At 74.5% G+C, this 17,494-nt stretch carries 16 protein-coding genes; 13 read left to right on the top strand and 3 right to left on the bottom strand.

The annotated features are described in order from the left end of the window. Nucleotides 1–15 precede the first annotated feature (15 nt). The 5 genes from glmS (at nt 16) to AB0G59_RS07895 (ending at nt 7,194) form a co-directional block, all read left to right on the top strand. Nucleotides 16–1,869, top strand: coding sequence for a glutamine--fructose-6-phosphate transaminase (isomerizing) (gene glmS / locus AB0G59_RS07915; RefSeq protein WP_360909179.1), 1,854 nt, complete (start codon nt 16–18; stop codon nt 1,867–1,869). Continuing rightward, nucleotides 1,866–2,234 (top strand): holo-ACP synthase, encoded by a 369-nt coding sequence (locus AB0G59_RS07910; protein WP_071964518.1) that lies wholly within the window; start codon nt 1,866–1,868, stop codon nt 2,232–2,234. The genes glmS and AB0G59_RS07910 overlap by 4 nt, the downstream gene beginning before the upstream one ends. A 77-nt stretch (nt 2,235–2,311) precedes the next feature. Continuing rightward, nucleotides 2,312–3,538 (top strand): pyridoxal-phosphate dependent enzyme, encoded by a 1,227-nt coding sequence (locus AB0G59_RS07905; RefSeq protein WP_360909176.1) that lies wholly within the window; start codon nt 2,312–2,314, stop codon nt 3,536–3,538. Between the two features lie 63 nt (nt 3,539–3,601). Further along, on the top strand, nt 3,602–4,534 hold the full coding sequence (locus AB0G59_RS07900; RefSeq protein ID WP_360909174.1) for a MerR family transcriptional regulator: 933 nt from the start codon (nt 3,602–3,604) through the stop codon (nt 4,532–4,534). Between the two features lie 158 nt (nt 4,535–4,692). Continuing rightward, entirely contained in the window at nt 4,693–7,194 is a 2,502-nt protein-coding gene (locus tag AB0G59_RS07895; RefSeq protein ID WP_360909172.1) for an NACHT domain-containing protein, read from the top strand. 1 nt (nt 7,195) lies between these two features. Here AB0G59_RS07895 and AB0G59_RS07890 read toward each other — a convergent pair whose 3' ends face one another. After that, nucleotides 7,196–8,638 (bottom strand): NAD(P)H-hydrate dehydratase, encoded by a 1,443-nt coding sequence (locus AB0G59_RS07890; RefSeq protein WP_360909170.1) that lies wholly within the window; start codon nt 8,636–8,638, stop codon nt 7,196–7,198. A gap of 292 nt (nt 8,639–8,930) precedes the next feature. Here AB0G59_RS07890 and alr point away from each other — a divergent pair, with 292 nt between their 5' ends. The 4 genes from alr (at nt 8,931) to AB0G59_RS07870 (ending at nt 12,402) form a co-directional block, all read left to right on the top strand. Beyond that, nucleotides 8,931–10,106, top strand: coding sequence for an alanine racemase (gene alr, locus AB0G59_RS07885; protein ID WP_360909168.1), 1,176 nt, complete (start codon nt 8,931–8,933; stop codon nt 10,104–10,106). 1 nt (nt 10,107) lies between these two features. Beyond that, nucleotides 10,108–11,421, top strand: coding sequence for an alpha/beta hydrolase (locus AB0G59_RS07880; RefSeq protein ID WP_360909166.1), 1,314 nt, complete (start codon nt 10,108–10,110; stop codon nt 11,419–11,421). A gap of 47 nt (nt 11,422–11,468) precedes the next feature. Beyond that, on the top strand, nt 11,469–12,002 hold the full coding sequence (gene tsaE / locus AB0G59_RS07875; protein ID WP_360909164.1) for a tRNA (adenosine(37)-N6)-threonylcarbamoyltransferase complex ATPase subunit type 1 TsaE: 534 nt from the start codon (nt 11,469–11,471) through the stop codon (nt 12,000–12,002). 199 nt (nt 12,003–12,201) lie between these two features. Then, the gene (locus tag AB0G59_RS07870) at nt 12,202–12,402 is read left to right on the top strand and encodes a hypothetical protein (RefSeq protein ID WP_360909162.1); all 201 of its coding nucleotides are present in this window, start codon (nt 12,202–12,204) and stop codon (nt 12,400–12,402) included. A gap of 91 nt (nt 12,403–12,493) precedes the next feature. On the opposite strand, the gene AB0G59_RS07865 is transcribed toward AB0G59_RS07870, so the two are convergent. After that, a complete protein-coding gene (locus AB0G59_RS07865; RefSeq protein WP_360909160.1) occupies nt 12,494–13,090 on the bottom strand; it encodes a hypothetical protein in 597 nt (198 codons plus the stop codon). Between the two features lie 244 nt (nt 13,091–13,334). Between AB0G59_RS07865 and tsaB the strand changes: the two genes are divergently transcribed. The 3 genes from tsaB to tsaD are packed head-to-tail and all read left to right on the top strand — an operon-like array spanning nt 13,335 to nt 15,647. After that, complete coding sequence (gene tsaB / locus AB0G59_RS07860) at nt 13,335–14,003, top strand: tRNA (adenosine(37)-N6)-threonylcarbamoyltransferase complex dimerization subunit type 1 TsaB (protein WP_360909158.1); 669 nt, start codon at nt 13,335–13,337, stop codon at nt 14,001–14,003. A gap of 32 nt (nt 14,004–14,035) precedes the next feature. Then, entirely contained in the window at nt 14,036–14,533 is a 498-nt protein-coding gene (gene rimI / locus AB0G59_RS07855) for a ribosomal protein S18-alanine N-acetyltransferase (protein WP_360909355.1), read from the top strand. Next, nucleotides 14,517–15,647, top strand: coding sequence for a tRNA (adenosine(37)-N6)-threonylcarbamoyltransferase complex transferase subunit TsaD (gene tsaD, locus AB0G59_RS07850; RefSeq protein WP_360909156.1), 1,131 nt, complete (start codon nt 14,517–14,519; stop codon nt 15,645–15,647). Before rimI ends, tsaD begins: the two co-directional genes overlap by 17 nt. Nucleotides 15,648–15,657: 10 nt before the next feature. Here the strand turns inward: tsaD and AB0G59_RS07845 are convergent, their stop codons facing one another. Further along, on the bottom strand, nt 15,658–16,851 hold the full coding sequence (locus tag AB0G59_RS07845; RefSeq protein WP_360909154.1) for a methyltransferase domain-containing protein: 1,194 nt from the start codon (nt 16,849–16,851) through the stop codon (nt 15,658–15,660). A 50-nt stretch (nt 16,852–16,901) separates the two neighbouring features. On the opposite strand from AB0G59_RS07845, the gene AB0G59_RS07840 reads away from it, so the two are divergent. Continuing rightward, nucleotides 16,902–17,438, top strand: coding sequence for a flavoprotein (locus AB0G59_RS07840; RefSeq protein WP_071964507.1), 537 nt, complete (start codon nt 16,902–16,904; stop codon nt 17,436–17,438). Nucleotides 17,439–17,494: the final 56 nt, after the last annotated feature.

The following is a 17,494-nucleotide window of genomic DNA, read 5'->3' as shown; positions in this document are numbered from 1 at the left end:
CGTACGCTGCACCCCATGTGCGGAATCGTTGGCTATGTGGGAGGGCAGTGCGCCCTCGACGTCGTATTGGCAGGGCTGCGGCGGCTGGAGTACCGCGGCTATGACTCGGCCGGAGTGGCGGTCCTGGCCGACGGCGGGCTCGCCGCCGCGAAGAAGGCGGGCAAGCTCGCCAATCTGGAGAAGGAGCTGGCCGACCGCCCGCTGCCGTCCGGCCCCACCGGCATCGGCCACACCCGCTGGGCCACCCACGGCGGTCCCACCGACGCCAACGCCCACCCCCACCTGGACAACCCCGGCCGTGTCGCCGTCGTCCACAACGGCATCATCGAGAACTTCGCCGAGCTGCGGGCCGAGCTCGCCGACCGCGGCCACGCCCTGGGCTCGGAGACCGACACGGAGGTCGTCGCCCACCTGCTGTCGGAGTCCTTCTCCTCCTGCGGCGACCTCGCCGAGTCCATGCGGCAGGTCTGCCGCCGCCTGGAGGGCGCCTTCACGCTCGTGGCCGTGCACGCGGACGAGCCCGACGTCGTCGTCGGCGCCCGCCGCAACTCCCCGCTCGTGGTGGGCGTCGGCGACGGCGAGTACTTCCTCGCCTCGGACGTCGCCGCGTTCATCGCCCACACCAGGGACGCCATCGAGCTCGGCCAGGACCAGGTCGTGGAGCTGCGGCGCGACGGCGTCACCGTGACCGGCTTCGACGGCGCACCGGCCGACGGCGACGTGCGCGCGTACCACGTCGACTGGGACGCCTCGGCCGCCGAGAAGGGCGGCTACGACTACTTCATGCTCAAGGAGATCGCCGAGCAGCCCAAGGCGGTCGCCGACACGCTGCTGGGCCGCATCGACGGCGCGGGCTCGCTGACCCTGGACGAGGTGCGGATCCCCGCGTCCGTGCTGCGCGAGGTCGACAAGGTCGTCATCGTGGCGTGCGGCACCGCCTTCCACGCCGGGATGATCGCCAAGTACGCCATCGAGCACTGGACCCGCATCCCCTGCGAGACCGAGCTGGCCAGCGAGTTCCGCTACCGCGACCCGATCCTCGACCAGCGCACCCTCGTCATCGCCATCAGCCAGTCCGGCGAGACGATGGACACCCTCATGGCCCTGCGGCACGCCCGCGAGCAGGGCGCGAAGGTGCTGGCCATCTGCAACACCAACGGCTCGACGATCCCGCGCGAATCGGACGCCGTGCTCTACACCCACGCCGGACCCGAGGTCGCGGTCGCCTCGACCAAGGCCTTCCTGACCCAGCTCGTGGCCTGCTATCTGGTGGCGCTCTACCTGGGCCAGGTGCGGGGCACCAAGTGGGGCGACGAGGTCAGCGGCGTCGTGCGCCAGCTGTCGGAGATCGCCGGCGAGGTGGAGGAGGTGCTCGAGACCATGGAGCCCGTCCGGGAGCTCGCCCGCTCCCTCGCCGACAAGAACACCGTCCTCTTCCTCGGCCGGCACGTCGGCTACCCGGTGGCCCTGGAGGGCGCCCTGAAGCTCAAGGAACTGGCCTACATGCACGCCGAGGGCTTCGCGGCCGGCGAGCTCAAGCACGGCCCGATCGCCCTCGTCGAGGAGGACCTGCCCGTCGTCGTGGTCGTCCCCTCGCCGCGCGGCCGCTCGGTCCTGCACGACAAGATCGTCTCCAACATCCAGGAGATCCGGGCGCGCGGCGCCCGCACGATCGTCATCGCCGAACGGGGCGACGAGGCCGTACGCCCCTACGCGGACCACCTCATCGAGATCCCGCCCACCCCGGTGCTGCTCCAGCCCCTGGTCGCCACCGTGCCGCTGCAGGTCTTCGCGTGCGAGCTCGCCACGGCCCGCGGCAACGAGGTCGACCAGCCGCGCAACCTGGCGAAGTCGGTGACGGTCGAATGATCGTAGGAGTCGGGATCGACGTCGCGGAGATCGACCGCTTCGACGCCGCGCTGCGCCGCACGCCGGGCATGGCGGAGCGGCTGTTCGTGGAGCGCGAGCTCCATCTGCCCAGCGGGGAGCGGCGCGGCATCGCCTCCCTCGCCGCCCGCTTCGCCGCCAAGGAGGCCCTGGCCAAGGCGCTGGGGGCGCCCCCCGGGCTGCTGTGGACGGACGCCGAGGTCGTCACGGAGGGCAGCGGCCAGCCGCGGCTCGTGGTCACCGGGACGGTGGCGGCGCGCGCCGAGGCACTGGGCGTGAACTCCTGGCACATCTCGCTGAGCCACGACGCGGGCGTGGCGTCGGCGGTGGTGATCGCGGAGAAGTAGCGCGACCGGAGGGTGAACGGCCCCGGGAATCGGGGTCGTTCGCTATTTGTGCGACCGTCGCGCCTAAACTCCCGATCATGACGGCAGGAGACTCCCTGGCCATCGGCCAGCGATCATTGGGTGACCCGTCCATCGGCTATCCGCTGTGGCCGCCGCTCGTGCGGGGCTGTCCGCGCACCGCGACGGACGAGCTGGTGTACCCGGTCGAGGTGGACTACGCCTACGACCGGGTGAGCCCCGACCTCTTCGCCCCCTCGGCCGGGAACCGGAGCGCCGGGCTGGAGCGGTGGTCGCCGCTGCTGCCGCCGCTGACCGCGCCGGGCCTGGGGGAGGGCCACACCCCGCTGGTGGACCTCGGCGGCGGGGTCTATGTGAAGGACGAGTCCCGCAACCCCACCTGGAGCCACAAGGACCGGCTCAACCGCTGCACGGTCAGCGCCGCCGTCAGGATGGGGGCGCCCGGCATCGTGGTGTCCTCCTCCGGCAATCACGGGGCGTCCGCCGCGGCCTTCGCCGCCCGGGCCGGCCTGAACTGCGTCGTCCTCGCCTCGGCCGGCATGCCCGCGGCCGTGGACGCGTTCCTCAACGCCTACGGAGCGGTCGTGCTGCCCGTGCCGGAGGAGGCCCGCTGGCCGCTGATGCGCCAGCTCGTCGACCGCATCGGCCTGCACCCCGTCAGCAACCTCGCCGTCACCCATACCGGCCACGCCTTCGGGCCGGAGGGCTACAAGACCATCGCGTACGAGATCTTCACCGAACTCGGCGTGCCGGCCGCCGTGTTCGTGCCCGCCGGCTACGGCGAGTGCCTCTTCGGCATCTGGAAGGGCTTCGCCGAGCTGCGGCGGCTGGGGCTCACCGACCGCGTCCCGCGGATGTTCGGCTGCGAGCCCGCGGCCGGCGGGCCCCTCGCCGCCGCCGTGACCGGGGGGCTGCCGGCGGCCCGGGTGGCCGTCGGACCGACCGACGCGTACGCGATCAGCTGCGCGGTCGGCGGCTACCGCGGCGTGCTGGCCGTCCGGGAGAGCGGCGGCCGGGCCCTGCTCGTGAGCGACGAGGAGATGCGCGGGGCCCAGACCGAACTGGCCCGGCAGGGCATCTGGGCCGAACTGTCCGGCGCGGCGGGCCTCGCGGGTCTGCGCGCCCGCCCGGGCGCACAGGCCGACGCCTTCGACGGGCCCGTGGTGTGCGTCTCCACCTCCAGCGGCTTCAAGGACCGGGCCGTCGGCACGAAGACCTCCGAGACCATGGAGCCGACCTGGGACGAGGCGTACCGCCGGCTGCGGGCCGCGGGCGTAGGGGCGTGAGAACGCCTCCCCGTGGGGAGTGACGTTGACTCTCCAGCGACGGGAGACTCCACAGTGGCGGACATGGACGACGGCACCCTCCACACCATCGGCGACCTGGCCCGGCTGACCGGACTGCCGGTCAAGACGATCAGGTTCTGGTCCGATGCGGGCGTGGTGCCGCCGACCGACCGCACACCCGCGGGCTACCGGCTCTACGGGCAGGACGCCCCGGCACGCCTGGGCCTGGTGCGCACGCTGCGCGACCTCGGCATCGGCCTCGCCGTCATCCGGCAGGTGCTGGAGCGCGAGGTCACCGTCGCCGAGGTCGCGACCGTGCACGCCGAGGTGCTCCAGGTGCAGATCCGCACACTGCGGCTGCACCGGGCCGTGCTGCGAGCGGTGGCCGGACGCGGGTCCACACCGGAGGAGATCGAAATCGTGCACAAGCTCGTGACGCTCGGCGACCAGGAACGCCGCCGACTGATCAGTGACTTCATCGACAGCGCCTTCGAGGGCCTGGACGTCGACCCCGGCTTCCTCGCCACGCTGCGCGGCGCCATGCCCGAACTGCCCGAGGACCCCTCGCAGGAACAGCTCGACGCCTGGGTGGAGCTGGCGGAACTCGTCCAGGACGACGACTTCCGCGCCGGTATGCGCAAGGCCGCCGCCGACCAGATCCAGGCCGCGGCGGAACTGGGCCGCCCCGACGAGCAGGACAGCCGGCGGCTGGCGGAGCTGCTCATGGAGCGGACCGCCGGCGCGCGCGAGGCCGGTGTCGCGCCGGACTCGGCGGCCGCCCGGCCGGTGATCGACGAACTGGTGGCCGCCTGTGCGCGATTGTCCGGCCGCGAGGACGGCCCGGAGTTCCGCCAGTGGCTGCTGCGACGCATGGAGATCGGCAGTGACTCACGGTACGAGCGGTACTGGCGGCTGCTCTCGGTCATCAACGGCTGGCCCGCACCGAGCATGGGCCCGGCCGTCCAGTGGCTGATCGCCGGGCTGCGCGCCGGCTGAGCACCGGCGGGGGGGCGCCCCACGGCGCCCCCTGTCGCTCCTGGGGTGGTCGTGTGCCGGAACCCCCTGACCTCGGGACTTCGCTGGCGTATCGTCAAGTCCCCTTGGAGGCGACGAGGGAGAGGTCTGTGCACCCGGCGAGGGAACGCATTGCGGCGGTGTTCGGACGGCGCCAGGGGAGCGGCTATCTGCTGGCGCCGAACGTGGTGCTGACCGCCGCCCACGTGGTGGGGGACTGCGACGCCCCCTCGGTGATCGTGCCGGGCGGCACCGGCAGGGTCCGCTGCAAGGTGGTGTGGGCGCGGGACGACAACCGGCGCTGCGACGCCGCGCTGCTCGTCGCCGAGCGCGACGTGGTCACCGCCGGGACGGCCGAGGCGTTCGAGCCGGTCGTCTGGGGGCGCGCCTACGACCTGCGGGTGTGGCCGAACGCCCAGGCCGTCGGCTATCCGCACGCTCAGCGGGACGCGGACGGCGAGCTCGACACCGAGCAGGTCGCCGGCACCCTCAAGCCGGGCAGCAACCTCCTCAGCGGCCGGCACGTGCTCGACTTTGGGTCCGTTGCCCCCGAACCGGCCCGCGGCGGGGGCTCGCCGTGGGCCGGGATGTCCGGGGCCGCCGTGTTCGTGGACGGGCTGCTCGCCGGGGTGGTCTGCGCGGACCCGGGCGGCTGGCGGCACGGCCGGCTGACCGTGACCCCGTCGGCGACCCTGTGGTCGGAGTTCAGCTTCCTCAGCGAATGCCTGATGGCCGGGCACAAGCCCGAGTCGCGTTCGCTGGCCTCGCCGCGGCAGCTCGAGATCGAGGCCTTCGAACGCCGGTTGCGCGACTACATCGTCGAGAAGTCCGGCGAGCTGACCATCATCGGACTGACCCTCTCCGACGGCGAGGGCGAGACGTGGCCGCTCGACGCCGCCTACCTCAGCCTCGAGCTGACCGGCGCGGCCCGCGCCGCCGAGGGCTTCGCGGACGCAGCCCGCCCGGGACCCTCGGCCCGCCGGGCGGAGGAGGCCCTGGCCGGGCACCGGCGGGTCCTGCTGCGGGGCGCCGCCGGCTCGGGCAAGACCACGCTGCTGCAGTGGCTGGCCACGATGACCGCCCGCGGCGACCTGCCCCCGGAGCTGGGCCACTTGAGCGGCTGCATGCCGCTGACCCTGCCGCTGCGGACCCTCATCCGCCGGGGCGAGCTCCCCCAGCCGGAGGAGTTCCTCGCCGCGGCCGCCGGACCGCTGGCCGGGGTGCCCGCCGCCCGCGGATGGGTGACGGGCCGGCTCAACGAAGGCACGGCGCTGCTGCTGATCGACGGCGTCGACGAGGTCCCCGAGGCCGACCGCCGGCGCACCCTGACCTGGGTCAAGGACCTGCTGGCCGCCTATCCCGATGCCCGCTACGTCATCACCACCCGCCCCTCCGCCGTCCGCGAGGGCTGGCTCGCCGACGCCGGCTTCACCGAACTCGAACTCCTCCCCATGAGCCGCGGCGACGTCCTTTCCTTCATCGACCGCTGGCACACGGCGGCCGGCGGGGCGGACAGCGAGCGACTGCGGGCCTTCAGCGAGTCCCTGAGCGCGGCCGTCGTCGCCAAGCGCGACCTCGGCCGGCTGGCCACCAACCCCCTGATGTGCGCCCTGATCTGCGCCCTGAACCGCTCCCGGCGCGGCTATCTGCCGCACGGCCGCATGGAGCTCTACCGCGCGGCGCTGGAACTGCTGCTGATCCGGCGCGACCGCGAGCGCGAGATCGTGGTCGGCCTGGAGGGCCCGGAGCTCGAACAGGCCCAGACGGCCCTCTTACAGAAGATCGCCTACTGGCTGATCCGCAACGGCCGCTCCGAGATCGAGTGGCACAAGGCCGTGGAGATCCTCGACCGGGCCCTGCCCGCCATGCCGGCCGTGGCCGCCAGGGGCACCGCCGAGCAGATCCTGCGCCACCTCGTGGTGCGCAGCGGACTGCTGCGGCAGCCGACGAGCGGGACGCTGGACTTCATCCACCGCACGTTCCAGGACTACCTGGGCGCCCAGGCGGCGGTCGACGACTGGGACTTCGACCTGCTGGTCAACCACGCCCACGACGACCAGTGGGAGGACGTGCTGCGCATGGCGGTGGGCCACGCGCCGCCGCGGGCCCGCGCCGAACTGCTGCGGATGCTGCTGGAGCGCGGCGAGCGCGAGGACGGCAACCGCCACCGGCTGCACCTGCTGGCGGCGGCCTGCCTGGAGCAGGCGACCGAGGTCGACCCGGAGGTGCGCACACGGGTCGAGAAGGCGGCGGCGGAGCTGGTGCCCCCGCGGGACACGGAGTCGGCCAAGGCGCTGGCCGGGGCGGGCCAGATCGTGCTGGACCTGCTCCCCGGCCCCGAGGGGCTCACGGACGAGGTGGCCCACGCCGTCGTCGTGGCCGCCACGGCCGTGGCCGACGACCGGGCCATCCCCTTGCTGGCCCGCTACGCCACGCATCCCTCGCGCCAGGTGCGGGCCCAGCTGGCGTGGGCGTGGGACCGCTTCGACACCGAGCACTACGCGGACGCGGTGATCGGCAAGCTCGCGTACGAGGACGGGCTGGCGTTCGTGGCCAAGAGCAGCGCCCATGAGAGGGCCCTGCAGCGGCTGGGTGGCAGGCCGGAGGTGTGGCTGAGGGGAGAGCGGAAAGAAGGGGACTGAGTCACCCTTCGCAGACGTCCTGCCACACCCCCCGGATCTCGTCGGCGACGCCCAGGGCGGTGATCGGCGCGGCCCCCAGCCGCCGGGCCGCCAGGCCGTGCAGATAGGCCCCCGCGGAGGCCGCGTCCCGCGCCGTGAGGCCCGCCGCCAGCAGGGAACCAGTGAGCCCCGACAGCACGTCGCCGCTGCCGGCCGTGGCCAGCCACGACGTGCCCGTCGGGTTGATCCGCACCGCACGGCCGCCGCACGCCACCAGCGTCGTCGAGCCCTTCAGCAGGGCCGTGACCCCGAACCGCCCGGCCAGGTCCCGTACGGCCGCCAGGCGGGCCGACTCGACCTCCTCGCGCGTCCGGCCCAGCAGGGCGGCGGCCTCGCCCGCGTGCGGGGTCAGGAGCGTGGGGGCCGTCCGGGCGCGCATCGCCTGCGCATCGAGCAGCCGCAGGCCGTCCGCGTCGACGAGCACCGGCACGTCGGAGGCCAGGACGTCCTCCAGCGCCCGCCGCGCCTCCGCTCCGTCGCCCAGGCCCGGGCCGACCACCCAGGACTGCACCCGGCCCGCCTTCGAGGGCGGCCCGGAGGAGACCAGGGTCTCCGGGAAGCGGGCGATCACCGCCTCCGCCGCCGGCCCGGCGTACCGCACCGCGCCCGCGCCCCCGCTCAGGGCACCGGCCACCGCGAGCACCGCCGCGCCCGGATAGCGGGCCGAACCGGCGACGACGCCCACGACGCCCCGGCGGTACTTGTCGCTCTCGGTGCCCGGGCGGGGCAGCACGGCGGCCACGTCCACGTGCTGGAGGGCCTCCACGTCGGGCTCGTCCGGCAGCAGGGGCTCCAGCCCGATGTCGACCAGGCGCAGCGCCCCGGCGTGCTCGCGCGCGGGGTCGATGAGCAGCCCGGGCTTGTACGCGCCGAAGGTGACCGTCGCATCGGCGCGCACCGCCGCGCCCCGCACCTCGCCGGAGTCGGCGTCGACCCCGCTGGGCAGGTCGACGGCGACGACCGGCACCCCGGCCCCGGCGACGGCCCGGACCAGCTCCTCCGCCCCGGGCCGCAGCCCGCCCTTGCCGCCGATGCCGACGATGCCGTCGACCACGAGATGGGCCCGCCGCACCGCCGGCTCCCCGTCCGGGGCGTCGACGACGCGCCCGCCGGCGCCGCGCAGGGCGGACAGCCCGCCGGCGTGGGCGCGCCCGGGCGCCAGCAGGACGGCCGTCACCCCGGCGCCGCGCCGGGCGAGGCGGGCGCCGGCGTACAGCGCGTCGCCCCCGTTGTCGCCGCTGCCGATGAGCAGCACCACGCGCGCGCCGTAGACGCGCCCCAGCAGATCCGCGCAGGCCGCGGCCAGCCCGGCCGCGGCGCGCTGCATGAGCGCGCCCGGGGGCAACACGTCCATGAGCGCCCGCTCGGCGGCCCGGACGGTGGAAACGCTGTACCCAGTCCTCATGGGCCCAGCTTTCCCCAACAAACACGGGGCCGACACCATGGCCGGCCGCCGGTCTGCAGGCTTCGTACGAGCGGAGGGGCCGGGGCGGGGACGGGCCCTGGCAGGGGCGTTGGGGGCACCTCCCAGCGGTAGCTGGGGGAGTTATTTGCGGCCCAATGAGGGAGCGCCCATGGCATTGCCGGGCAAGGGGCCGTAAATAATGCAGCCCCAGAAGGGCTCGTCCCCGACCCGGCCCCGCCCCACGGTCCGACCCCCCGCCCCCGCACCCCCGCGGCCTGAGACACTGGCGGGGATGAGTGAGACACCGATGCGCGCCCGAGCCGTGGTCGACCTGGCCGCCCTGCGGGCCAACGTACGTGCTCTGCGGGCCCGCGCCCCCCGGGCGCAGCTGATGGCCGTAGTGAAGGCCAACGCGTACGGGCACGGGGCGGTGCCCTGCGCGAAAGCGGCCCGGCAGGCCGGAGCGGAGTGGGTCGGTACGGCCACTCCGCAAGAGGCGCTGGCGCTGCGCGCGGCAGGCGACACGGGCCGGCTGATGTGCTGGCTGTGGACGCCCGGCGACCCGTGGCGCGAGGCCGTCGAGGCCGACATCGACGTCTCCGTCAGCGGCCTGTGGGCGCTGGAGGAGCTGACCGGGGCCGTACGGGCCGCCGGCCGCCCGGCCCGCGTCCAGTTGAAGATCGACACCGGCCTCGGCCGCAACGGCTGCCAGCCCGGTGACTGGGAGAAGCTGGTCTCGGCCGCCCGCGACGCCGAGCGGGCCGGCCTGATCAAGGTCACGGGCGTGTGGTCGCACTTCGCCTGCGCCGACGAACCGGGTCACCCGTCCATCCGGGCCCAGATCGAGGTCTTCGAGGACGCGGTCTCCTACGCCGAGCGCCAGGGCCTGACCCCGGAGGTCCGGCACATCGCCAACTCCCCGGCCACCCTCACCCTGCCCGGGACCCACTTCGACCTGGTGCGCACGGGCGTCGCGATGTACGGCATATCGCCCAGCCCCGAGGTCGGCACCCCCGAGGACTTCGGGCTCAGGCCGGTCATGACGCTGTCCGCATCGCTGGCCTCGGTCAAGCGTGTGCCGGGCGGCCATGGGGTCTCTTACGGCCATCTCTACACGACCCCCGGCGAGACCACCCTCGCGCTGGTGCCCGTCGGCTACGCGGACGGCATCCCGCGCGCCGGCTCCGGCACCGGCCCCGTGCTGGTCGGCGGCAAGTGGCGCACGGTGGCGGGCCGCGTCGCCATGGACCAGTTCGTGGTGGACCTCGGTGGGGACACCGCCGAGGTCGGCGACGAAGCGGTGCTCTTCGGCCCGGGTGACCGGGGCGAACCGACCGCGGAGGACTGGGCGCGGGCGACCGGAACCATCGCCTACGAAGTCGTCACCCGCATCTCCGCACGCGTGCCCCGCGTCTATCTCGGAGAGATCAGGGAAGAGGACACCGAGAGCGACGACACGGGGGCGTGAGATGAGCGAGGGCGGCGACAGTACGGGCGCGAGGGCCACGGCGGCCACGGCCGCAGGTGCGGCCACCGCGGCCGCGGCGGTGGCCGGGACCACGACGGCCGCGGGTGCGACCGCGGTCGCGGGAGCCACGGCGGTCGCGGGAGCCACGGCCGCGGCGAGCGCCTGGCGGCGCGGAGCGGGCGTGGCCGGCGTGGCGGGTGCCGCCGTGGGGATCGTCGCCGCCGGAGCCGCGGTCGGGGTGGCCGTGGAGCGGCTGACAGTCGGGCGCGGCATGCGCCGCAAGGCCCGCCTCGCCCTGGACGCCTCCGGCCCGTACGGGACGCTGCGCGGCACGCCCGGCGTCGCGGTCGCCGAGGACGGCACCGAGCTCTACTACGAGGTGGACGAGGTCGAGCGGCCCGAGGGCGGCCGCTCCCGGCTCCCCGGGCGGCGGCCCGCGCCCGCCGTCACCGTCGTCTTCAGCCACGGCTACTGCCTCAGCCAGGACTCCTGGCACTTCCAGCGCGCCGCCCTGCGCGGCACCGTGCGCACCGTCTTCTGGGACCAGCGCAGCCACGGCCGCTCCGGGCGGGCGAAGAGCGGCTCGGAGGCGGTCAGCATCGACCTCCTGGGCCGCGATCTGAAGGCCGTCATCGACGCCGCCGCCCCCGAGGGGCCCCTGGTGCTGGTGGGGCACTCGATGGGCGGCATGACGACCATGGCCCTGGCCGCCCAGTACCCGGAGCTGATCGCCGGGCGCGTCGTCGGCGCGGCCTTCGTGGGCACGTCCTCGGGCAAGCTCTCCGAGGTCACCTACGGGCTCCCGGCCGCCGGCATGAACGTGGTGCGCCGGGCGATCCTGCCGGGTGCGTTCAAGCTGATGGCGGCGCAGACCGAGCTCGTGGAGAAGGGGCGGCGGGCGACCGCGGACCTCTTCGCGGGGATCATCCGGCGCTATTCGTTCGGGTCGAAGGACGTCGACCCGGCCGTCGCCCGGTTCGCCGAGCGGCTGCTGGAGGCGACGCCGGTGGACGTGGTCGCCGCCTTCTATCCGGCGTTCGACGAGCACGACAAGGTGGCGGCGCTGGCCGCCTTCGACCACCTTCCCGTGCTGGTCCTCGCGGGCGAGAAGGACATGATCACGCCGAGCGGGCACAGCGAGGTCATCGCGGCGGCCCTGCCGGACGCCGAGCTGGTCGTCGTCCCCGGCGCGGGCCACATGGTGATGCTGGAGCAGCCGGCGACGGTCGGTACGCACCTGGCCGCCCTGCTGGCGGCGGCCGGCGCGGCCGGGGTCCGGCAGGGGCGTGCGGCCGGAGCGCAACCGGGCGGCTGAGCCCCGCACCGCCGCCCGGGCCCCGTGGCCCCGTACCATCGGCGGATATGAACGTCCCGCACGACACCTCCGCCACCCCGGCGGCCCCGGCCGCGCAGCTCACCGTCAAGTCCGCCGAGGACATGCGCGAGTTGGGCCGCAGGCTGGCCGGGCTGCTGCGCCCCGGCGACCTGGTCCTGCTCTCGGGCGAGCTGGGCGCCGGCAAGACGACGATGACCCGGGGACTGGGCGAGGGCCTCGGCGTCCGCGGCGCCGTGACCTCCCCGACCTTCGTCATCGCCCGGGTGCACCCGCCGCTGGGCGACGGCCCGGCCCTGGTCCACGTCGACGCCTACCGCCTCTCCGGCGGGCTGGACGAGATGGAGGATTTGGACCTCGACGTCTCGCTGCCGGAGTCCGTGATCGTCGTGGAGTGGGGCGACGGCAAGGTCGAGGAGCTGTCGGACGACCGGCTGCGGGTCGTCATCGAGCGGGCCGTCGGTCTGGACGCCCCGGCCGACGACGCCGACGACGTCCGCAGCGTCACCGTGACGGGCGTGGGCGAGCGCTGGGCGGACGTCGACCTCACCGCACTGGGCTGAGCCGCACTGGGCTGAGCCGCGCGGGGACAGCCGGGCGTCGGGGCCCGGCCGGCCGCTGTGTATGCGGCAAGCCGTGTATTCCGACAAGCCGTCGGCAAGATGTTGCGCGCGCGGCTCCGGGCGTGGTCACATGGAGAGCGGAGAGTCGGTTAGGGCTGCCTAACTTCTCCGCTGGTCCGAGCTGCCCCAGGAGGCATTCATGTCGGCCCGAGAGCCCGCTGCCCCCATGGCGAACCGCTTTGAGGAGCGGTCCCCGTCGATGCGCGACCTCCTCGCGGCCTGCGCCGCGGCCGACGCCGTCTCCACACCGCCCACGGCGCCCGAGGCGTCGGGCCCCGCCGCCGCGGCGCCGGAAGGCGGCCCGGAGACGGGCGAGCGGGATCAGCGAGAAGCAGCCTGAGGCGTCGCCTTCCGGCGTTAGCCCGGACGGGTGACGCGGCGCGGCCGTGGTCGTGGGCCGGGCGGCGTCACGGAGCTGGCGAGCCGACGGGCTACGGAACGACGACGACCTTCGTGTGGTTCACCGCGAACTCCCACATCGCCTGGCCGTCCGCCGGGGTCTCGCGGATGCCGCCGGTCTTCGCCCCCGGCGCCGGCTTCGGCGAGGAGCCGTCGACGGCCGCGCTGAAGCCGAAGACGACGCCCGCCGCGTTCCGGTGGAAGCGCACCACGTGCTCGATCGGGGTCCCGTCGGAACCGGTCACGTTCGCGTCCCGCGAGGTCACCGCGTACGTCCCAGGCGGCGGATTCACGGCGCTGGGCGCCACCTCGAAGGTCCGGGTGGCCTTGTCGTCGGAGCCGACCAGCCACACCCGCTTCTGCGCGAGCGCGTAGACGACCCGCAGGCCCGAGCCCGAGTTCGCCGGGACGGGGTTCGCGGCGCCCTGGTCCTGGCCGGCGTCCGCCTTGCCCTTGTCCGAGGCGTCCTGGCCCTGGTCCTTCGCCTTGCCGGAGGAGTCCTTGCCCGCCGCGTGCGCGCTCGCGGGGCGGTCGGGCGCGGCCTCCGCCTGGACGGCCAGGAAGCCGACTCCGGCCAGTGCCGCCGCGGTGAGCGCGGCCACGATGACCCCCGAGCTGCTGCGTGCCACGCTGCGCACCCTTTCGTCCTGCCGTACGGCTTGTCCCGCGTACGACGTCGTTCCGGCGTACGGCCTCGTTCCGCTCCCGGCGGTACCCGCCGGGTTCTCGCCGGTCACAGGCACCACTCATACGGCGCAGAGGGCTCGTACGGCTTTGCGGCTGACCGTAGCACCCGGCCCGTGACCCCGCCGCGCCCCCGGCGGCGGCCGATCCGCGCACCGGACGCCCCACGGCGCGCCGTAGGCTTGTCGTGTGCTGCTGCTCGCTCTGGATACCGCCACCCCCGCTGTCACCGTCGCCCTCTACGACGGCGAGTCCGTCGTCGCCGAGTCGAGTCAGGTGGACGCCCGCCGGCACGGCGAGCTGCTGCTGCCCGCCGTGGACCGGGTGCTCGGCGAGGCGGGCCGCAAGCTTGACGCCGTGACCGGCATCGTCGTGGGCGTCGGCCCCGGCCCCTACACCGGCCTGCGCGTCGGCATCGTCACGGCCGCCACCTTCGCCGCCGCGCTGGACGTCCCCGTCCACAGCCTGTGCACGCTCGACGGCATCGCCTACGCGGCCGGGCAGGCGGGCCTGGAGGGCGAGTTCGTCGTGGCGACGGACGCCCGCCGCAAGGAGGTCTACTGGGCGCGGTACGCCGACGCCCGCACCCGCCTCACCGAACCCGCCGTGGACCGCCCGGCCGAGCTCGCCGAGCGCGTCGCCGGCCTCACGGCCGTCGGCGCGGGCGCCGTCCTCTACCCGGACGCCTTCACGGACGTACGGGCCGATCTGCCGCAGCACCAGTCGGCGGGCGCGCTGGCGGCCCTGGCCGCCGAGAAGCTGCGCACCGGCGGGGAGTTCCTGCCGGGCCAGCCGCTGTACCTGCGCCGCCCGGACGCACAGGTGCCGGCCAACTACAAGGTGGTCACACCGCAGTGAGCGAGTCGACCGCGACCGTGCGCATCCGCGAGATGCGCTGGTGGGACATCGCACCGGTGCTGGAGCTGGAGCGCGAGCTCTTCCCGCACGACGCGTGGTCCAAGGGGCTCTTCTGGTCCGAGCTGGCCCACGCCCGGGGCGCCAACGCCAACCGGCGCTACGTGGTGGCGGAGGACCTGCCGGCCGCCGGGGGAGCGCCGCGCATCATCGGCTACGCCGGGCTCGCGGCCATCGACGGCACCGGCGACGTCCAGACCATCGCCGTGGACCGGGACCACTGGAGCACGGGCCTGGGCGCCCGCCTGCTGTCCGAACTGCTGACGACCGCGACCGCCTTCGAGTGCCACGAGGTGCTGCTCGAGGTGCGCGTCGACAACACCCGCGCCCAGCGCCTGTACGAGCGCTTCGGCTTCGAGCCCGTAGGCGTCCGCCGCGGCTACTACCAGCCCGGCAACATCGACGCGCTCGTGATGCGCCTGACCGATCCGACCTCCGCAGTGCAAGGAATGACCCATGGCTCGCAAGGCTGACGAACCCCTCGTCCTCGGCATCGAAACCTCGTGCGACGAGACGGGCGTCGGCATCGTCCGCGGCCACACGCTCCTCGCCGACGCGGTCGCCTCCAGCGTCGACGAGCACGCCCGCTTCGGCGGCGTGGTCCCCGAGGTCGCGAGCCGGGCGCACCTGGAGGCCATGGTCCCGACGATCCAGCGCGCCCTGAAGGAGGCCGGGGTGAGCGCGAAGGACCTCGACGGCATCGCGGTCACGGCCGGCCCCGGCCTCGCGGGCGCCCTGCTCGTCGGCGTCTCGGCGGCCAAGGCCTATGCCTACGCCCTGGGCAAGCCGCTCTACGGCGTCAACCACCTGGCCTCGCACATCTGCGTCGACCAGCTGGAGCACGGCGCCCTGCCGGAGCCCACGATGGCCCTGCTGGTCAGCGGCGGCCACTCGTCGCTGCTGCTGGCCCCCGACATCACCGCGGACGTCCGCCCGCTCGGCTCCACCATCGACGACGCGGCGGGCGAGGCCTTCGACAAGATCGCCCGCGTGCTCCAGCTCGGCTTCCCCGGCGGCCCGGTCATCGACCGCTACGCCCGCGAGGGCGACCCGGAGGCCATCCGCTTCCCGCGCGGCCTGACCGGCCCCCGCGACCCGATATACGACTTCTCCTTCTCCGGCCTGAAGACCGCCGTGGCCCGCTGGATCGAGGCCAAGCGGGCGGCCGGCGAGAACGTCCCGGTGGCGGACGTGGCCGCCTCCTTCCAGGAGGCGGTGGTGGACGTGCTGACCCGCAAGGCCGTCCGCGCGTGCAAGGACCACGGCGTCGATCACCTGATGATCGGCGGCGGGGTCGCGGCCAACACCCGCCTGCGGGCCATGGCCGAGCGCCGCTGCGAGGACGCGGGCATCACGCTGCGCGTGCCGCGCCCGAAGCTGTGCACGGACAACGGCGCGATGGTGGCGGCGCTGGGCGCGGAGATGGTGGCCCGGGGGCGTGCGGCGTCGTCGTGGGACCTGTCGGCGGACTCGTCGCTTCCGGTGACGGAGCCGCATGTGCCGGGCCACGACCATGACCACGGGCACGGCCACTCCCATGACCACGACCATTTCCACGAGCTGAGCAAGGACAACCTCTACTCGTAACTCGTAACCCTCACCCGGTGGGCCGCGCCGGCCGTCCCAACAGCATGGCCGGCGCGCCCGCCACCCGCGTCAGCACGATGACGCTCGTGTTCGGCCCCGCGAGCTTGAGCTTCTTCCGCAGCTCCTCCGGCTCCACCGCCGATCCCCGCTTCTTGATGACGGCGACCCCGATCCCGCGCTCCCGCACGATCGCCTTCAGCTTCTTCAGGTTGAACGGCAGCACGTCCGTGATCTCGTACGCCGCCGCGTGATCCGTCGCGCGCAGCTCGTCGCTCGTCACGTACGCGATCGTCTCGTCGATCAGCCCGCCGTCGAGCTCCTCGGCGACCTCCGCCACCAGGTGCGCCCGGATCACCGCGCCGTCCGGCTCGTACAGATAGCGCCCCACGGGCCGCACCGCCGGGTCCGGCAGGCCCCGCCCCACCAGCGACGCACCGCCCGGCAGCAGCGTCGCCCGCCGGGTGCCCGGCCCCGTGCCGAACCACAGCACGGCCTCCTTCACGTCGCCCCCGTCCGAGATCCACTCGGCCTCGGCGTCGTCGGGGACCGCCTCGTGGGGCACGCCCGGGGCGATCTTGAGGGCGGCGCGGGGGGCCGAGCGGGCCGCCTCGATCGCCCAGGACAGCGGCGGCGAGTACGCCTCCGGGTCGAAGATGCGGCCCCGGCCGCCGCGCCGGGCCGGGTCGACGAAGACGGCGTCGTACGCGGAGGTGTCGACGTCCGTGACATCGGCGCAGCGCACCTCGATGAGGTCGGCCAGGCCCAGCGCCTCGGCGTTGGCACGGGCGACCTCGCAGGTCAGCGGGTCGCGGTCGACGGCCAGCACCGAGATGCCGGCCCGGGCCAGCGCGATGGCGTCGCCGCCGTTGCCGCAGCAGAGGTCGGCGAGGCTGCGTACGCCGAGGGCCTCGAAGCGCCGGGCGCGGTGGAGTGCGACAGAGGCGCGCGTGGCCTGCTCCACGCCGTTCGGCGTGAAGAACATGCGGTAGGCGTCCTCCGCGCCGAACTTCGCCACCGCGCGCTGGCGCAGCCGCGCCTGCCCGAGCGCCGCCGAGACCAGCTCCGCGGGGTGCTCGCGGCGCAGCCGGGTCGCCGTGGCGAGCTCCTGGGAGGGGTCGTAGTCGCGCAGCCCGTCGAGGAGGGCGCGGCCCTCGTCGGTGAGGAGGGCGGCGAAGGCGTCGAGGGGGGTGATCGGTGCGGGCACGTGTCTCATTCTCTCTTGCGGGCCGGTGCCCCACGCGGTGGACTGCCCTGGTGACGACGACCGCGAAGCGCACCCTGTACCTGGTCTGCTGCGCCGCCGCGCCGGCCGTCCGGGCCGCCGACGGAGTCCGTGCCGCCCAGGCCGCCGGGTGGGACGTGTGCCTGATCCTCACCCCGTACGCCCACCGCTGGCTGGAAGCGGACGTCCCCGCCCTGGCCGCGCTGACGGGCCACCCCGTACGGCACGAGTACAAGCTGCCCGGGGAGCCCGACGTGCTGCCCCCGCCGGACGCGATCCTGGTCGCGCCCGCCACCTTCAACACGATCGGCAAATGGGCCGCCGGCATCTCCGACACCCTGGCGCTCGGCCTGATCACCGAGGCGATCGGCCTCGGGCTGCCCCAGGTCGCCCTGCCGCACCTGGGCGCCGCGCAGGCCGCGCACCCCGCCTTCCCCCGGAGCGTGGCGTTCCTGCGTGCGGCGGGCGTGACCGTCCTGCTGGGAAAGGACGGCTACGACCCCGCGCGGGGCGACAGCGTGGAGTCGTATCCGTGGGCCGCGGCGGTGGCGGCGCTGCCCGCGCCCTGAGGCCCGTACGGGGCGCACCCCGCGCCCGCGCGCTCATCGAACGCATGCACAACAAT

The sequence above is a fragment of the Streptomyces sp. NPDC021096 genome, from assembly GCF_040641275.1.
In the GTDB taxonomy this organism is placed as follows: Bacteria; Actinomycetota; Actinomycetes; order Streptomycetales; family Streptomycetaceae; genus Streptomyces.
The sequence above is the reverse complement of the archived record's forward strand: the minus strand, read 5'-3'. Positions and strand labels throughout refer to the sequence as shown.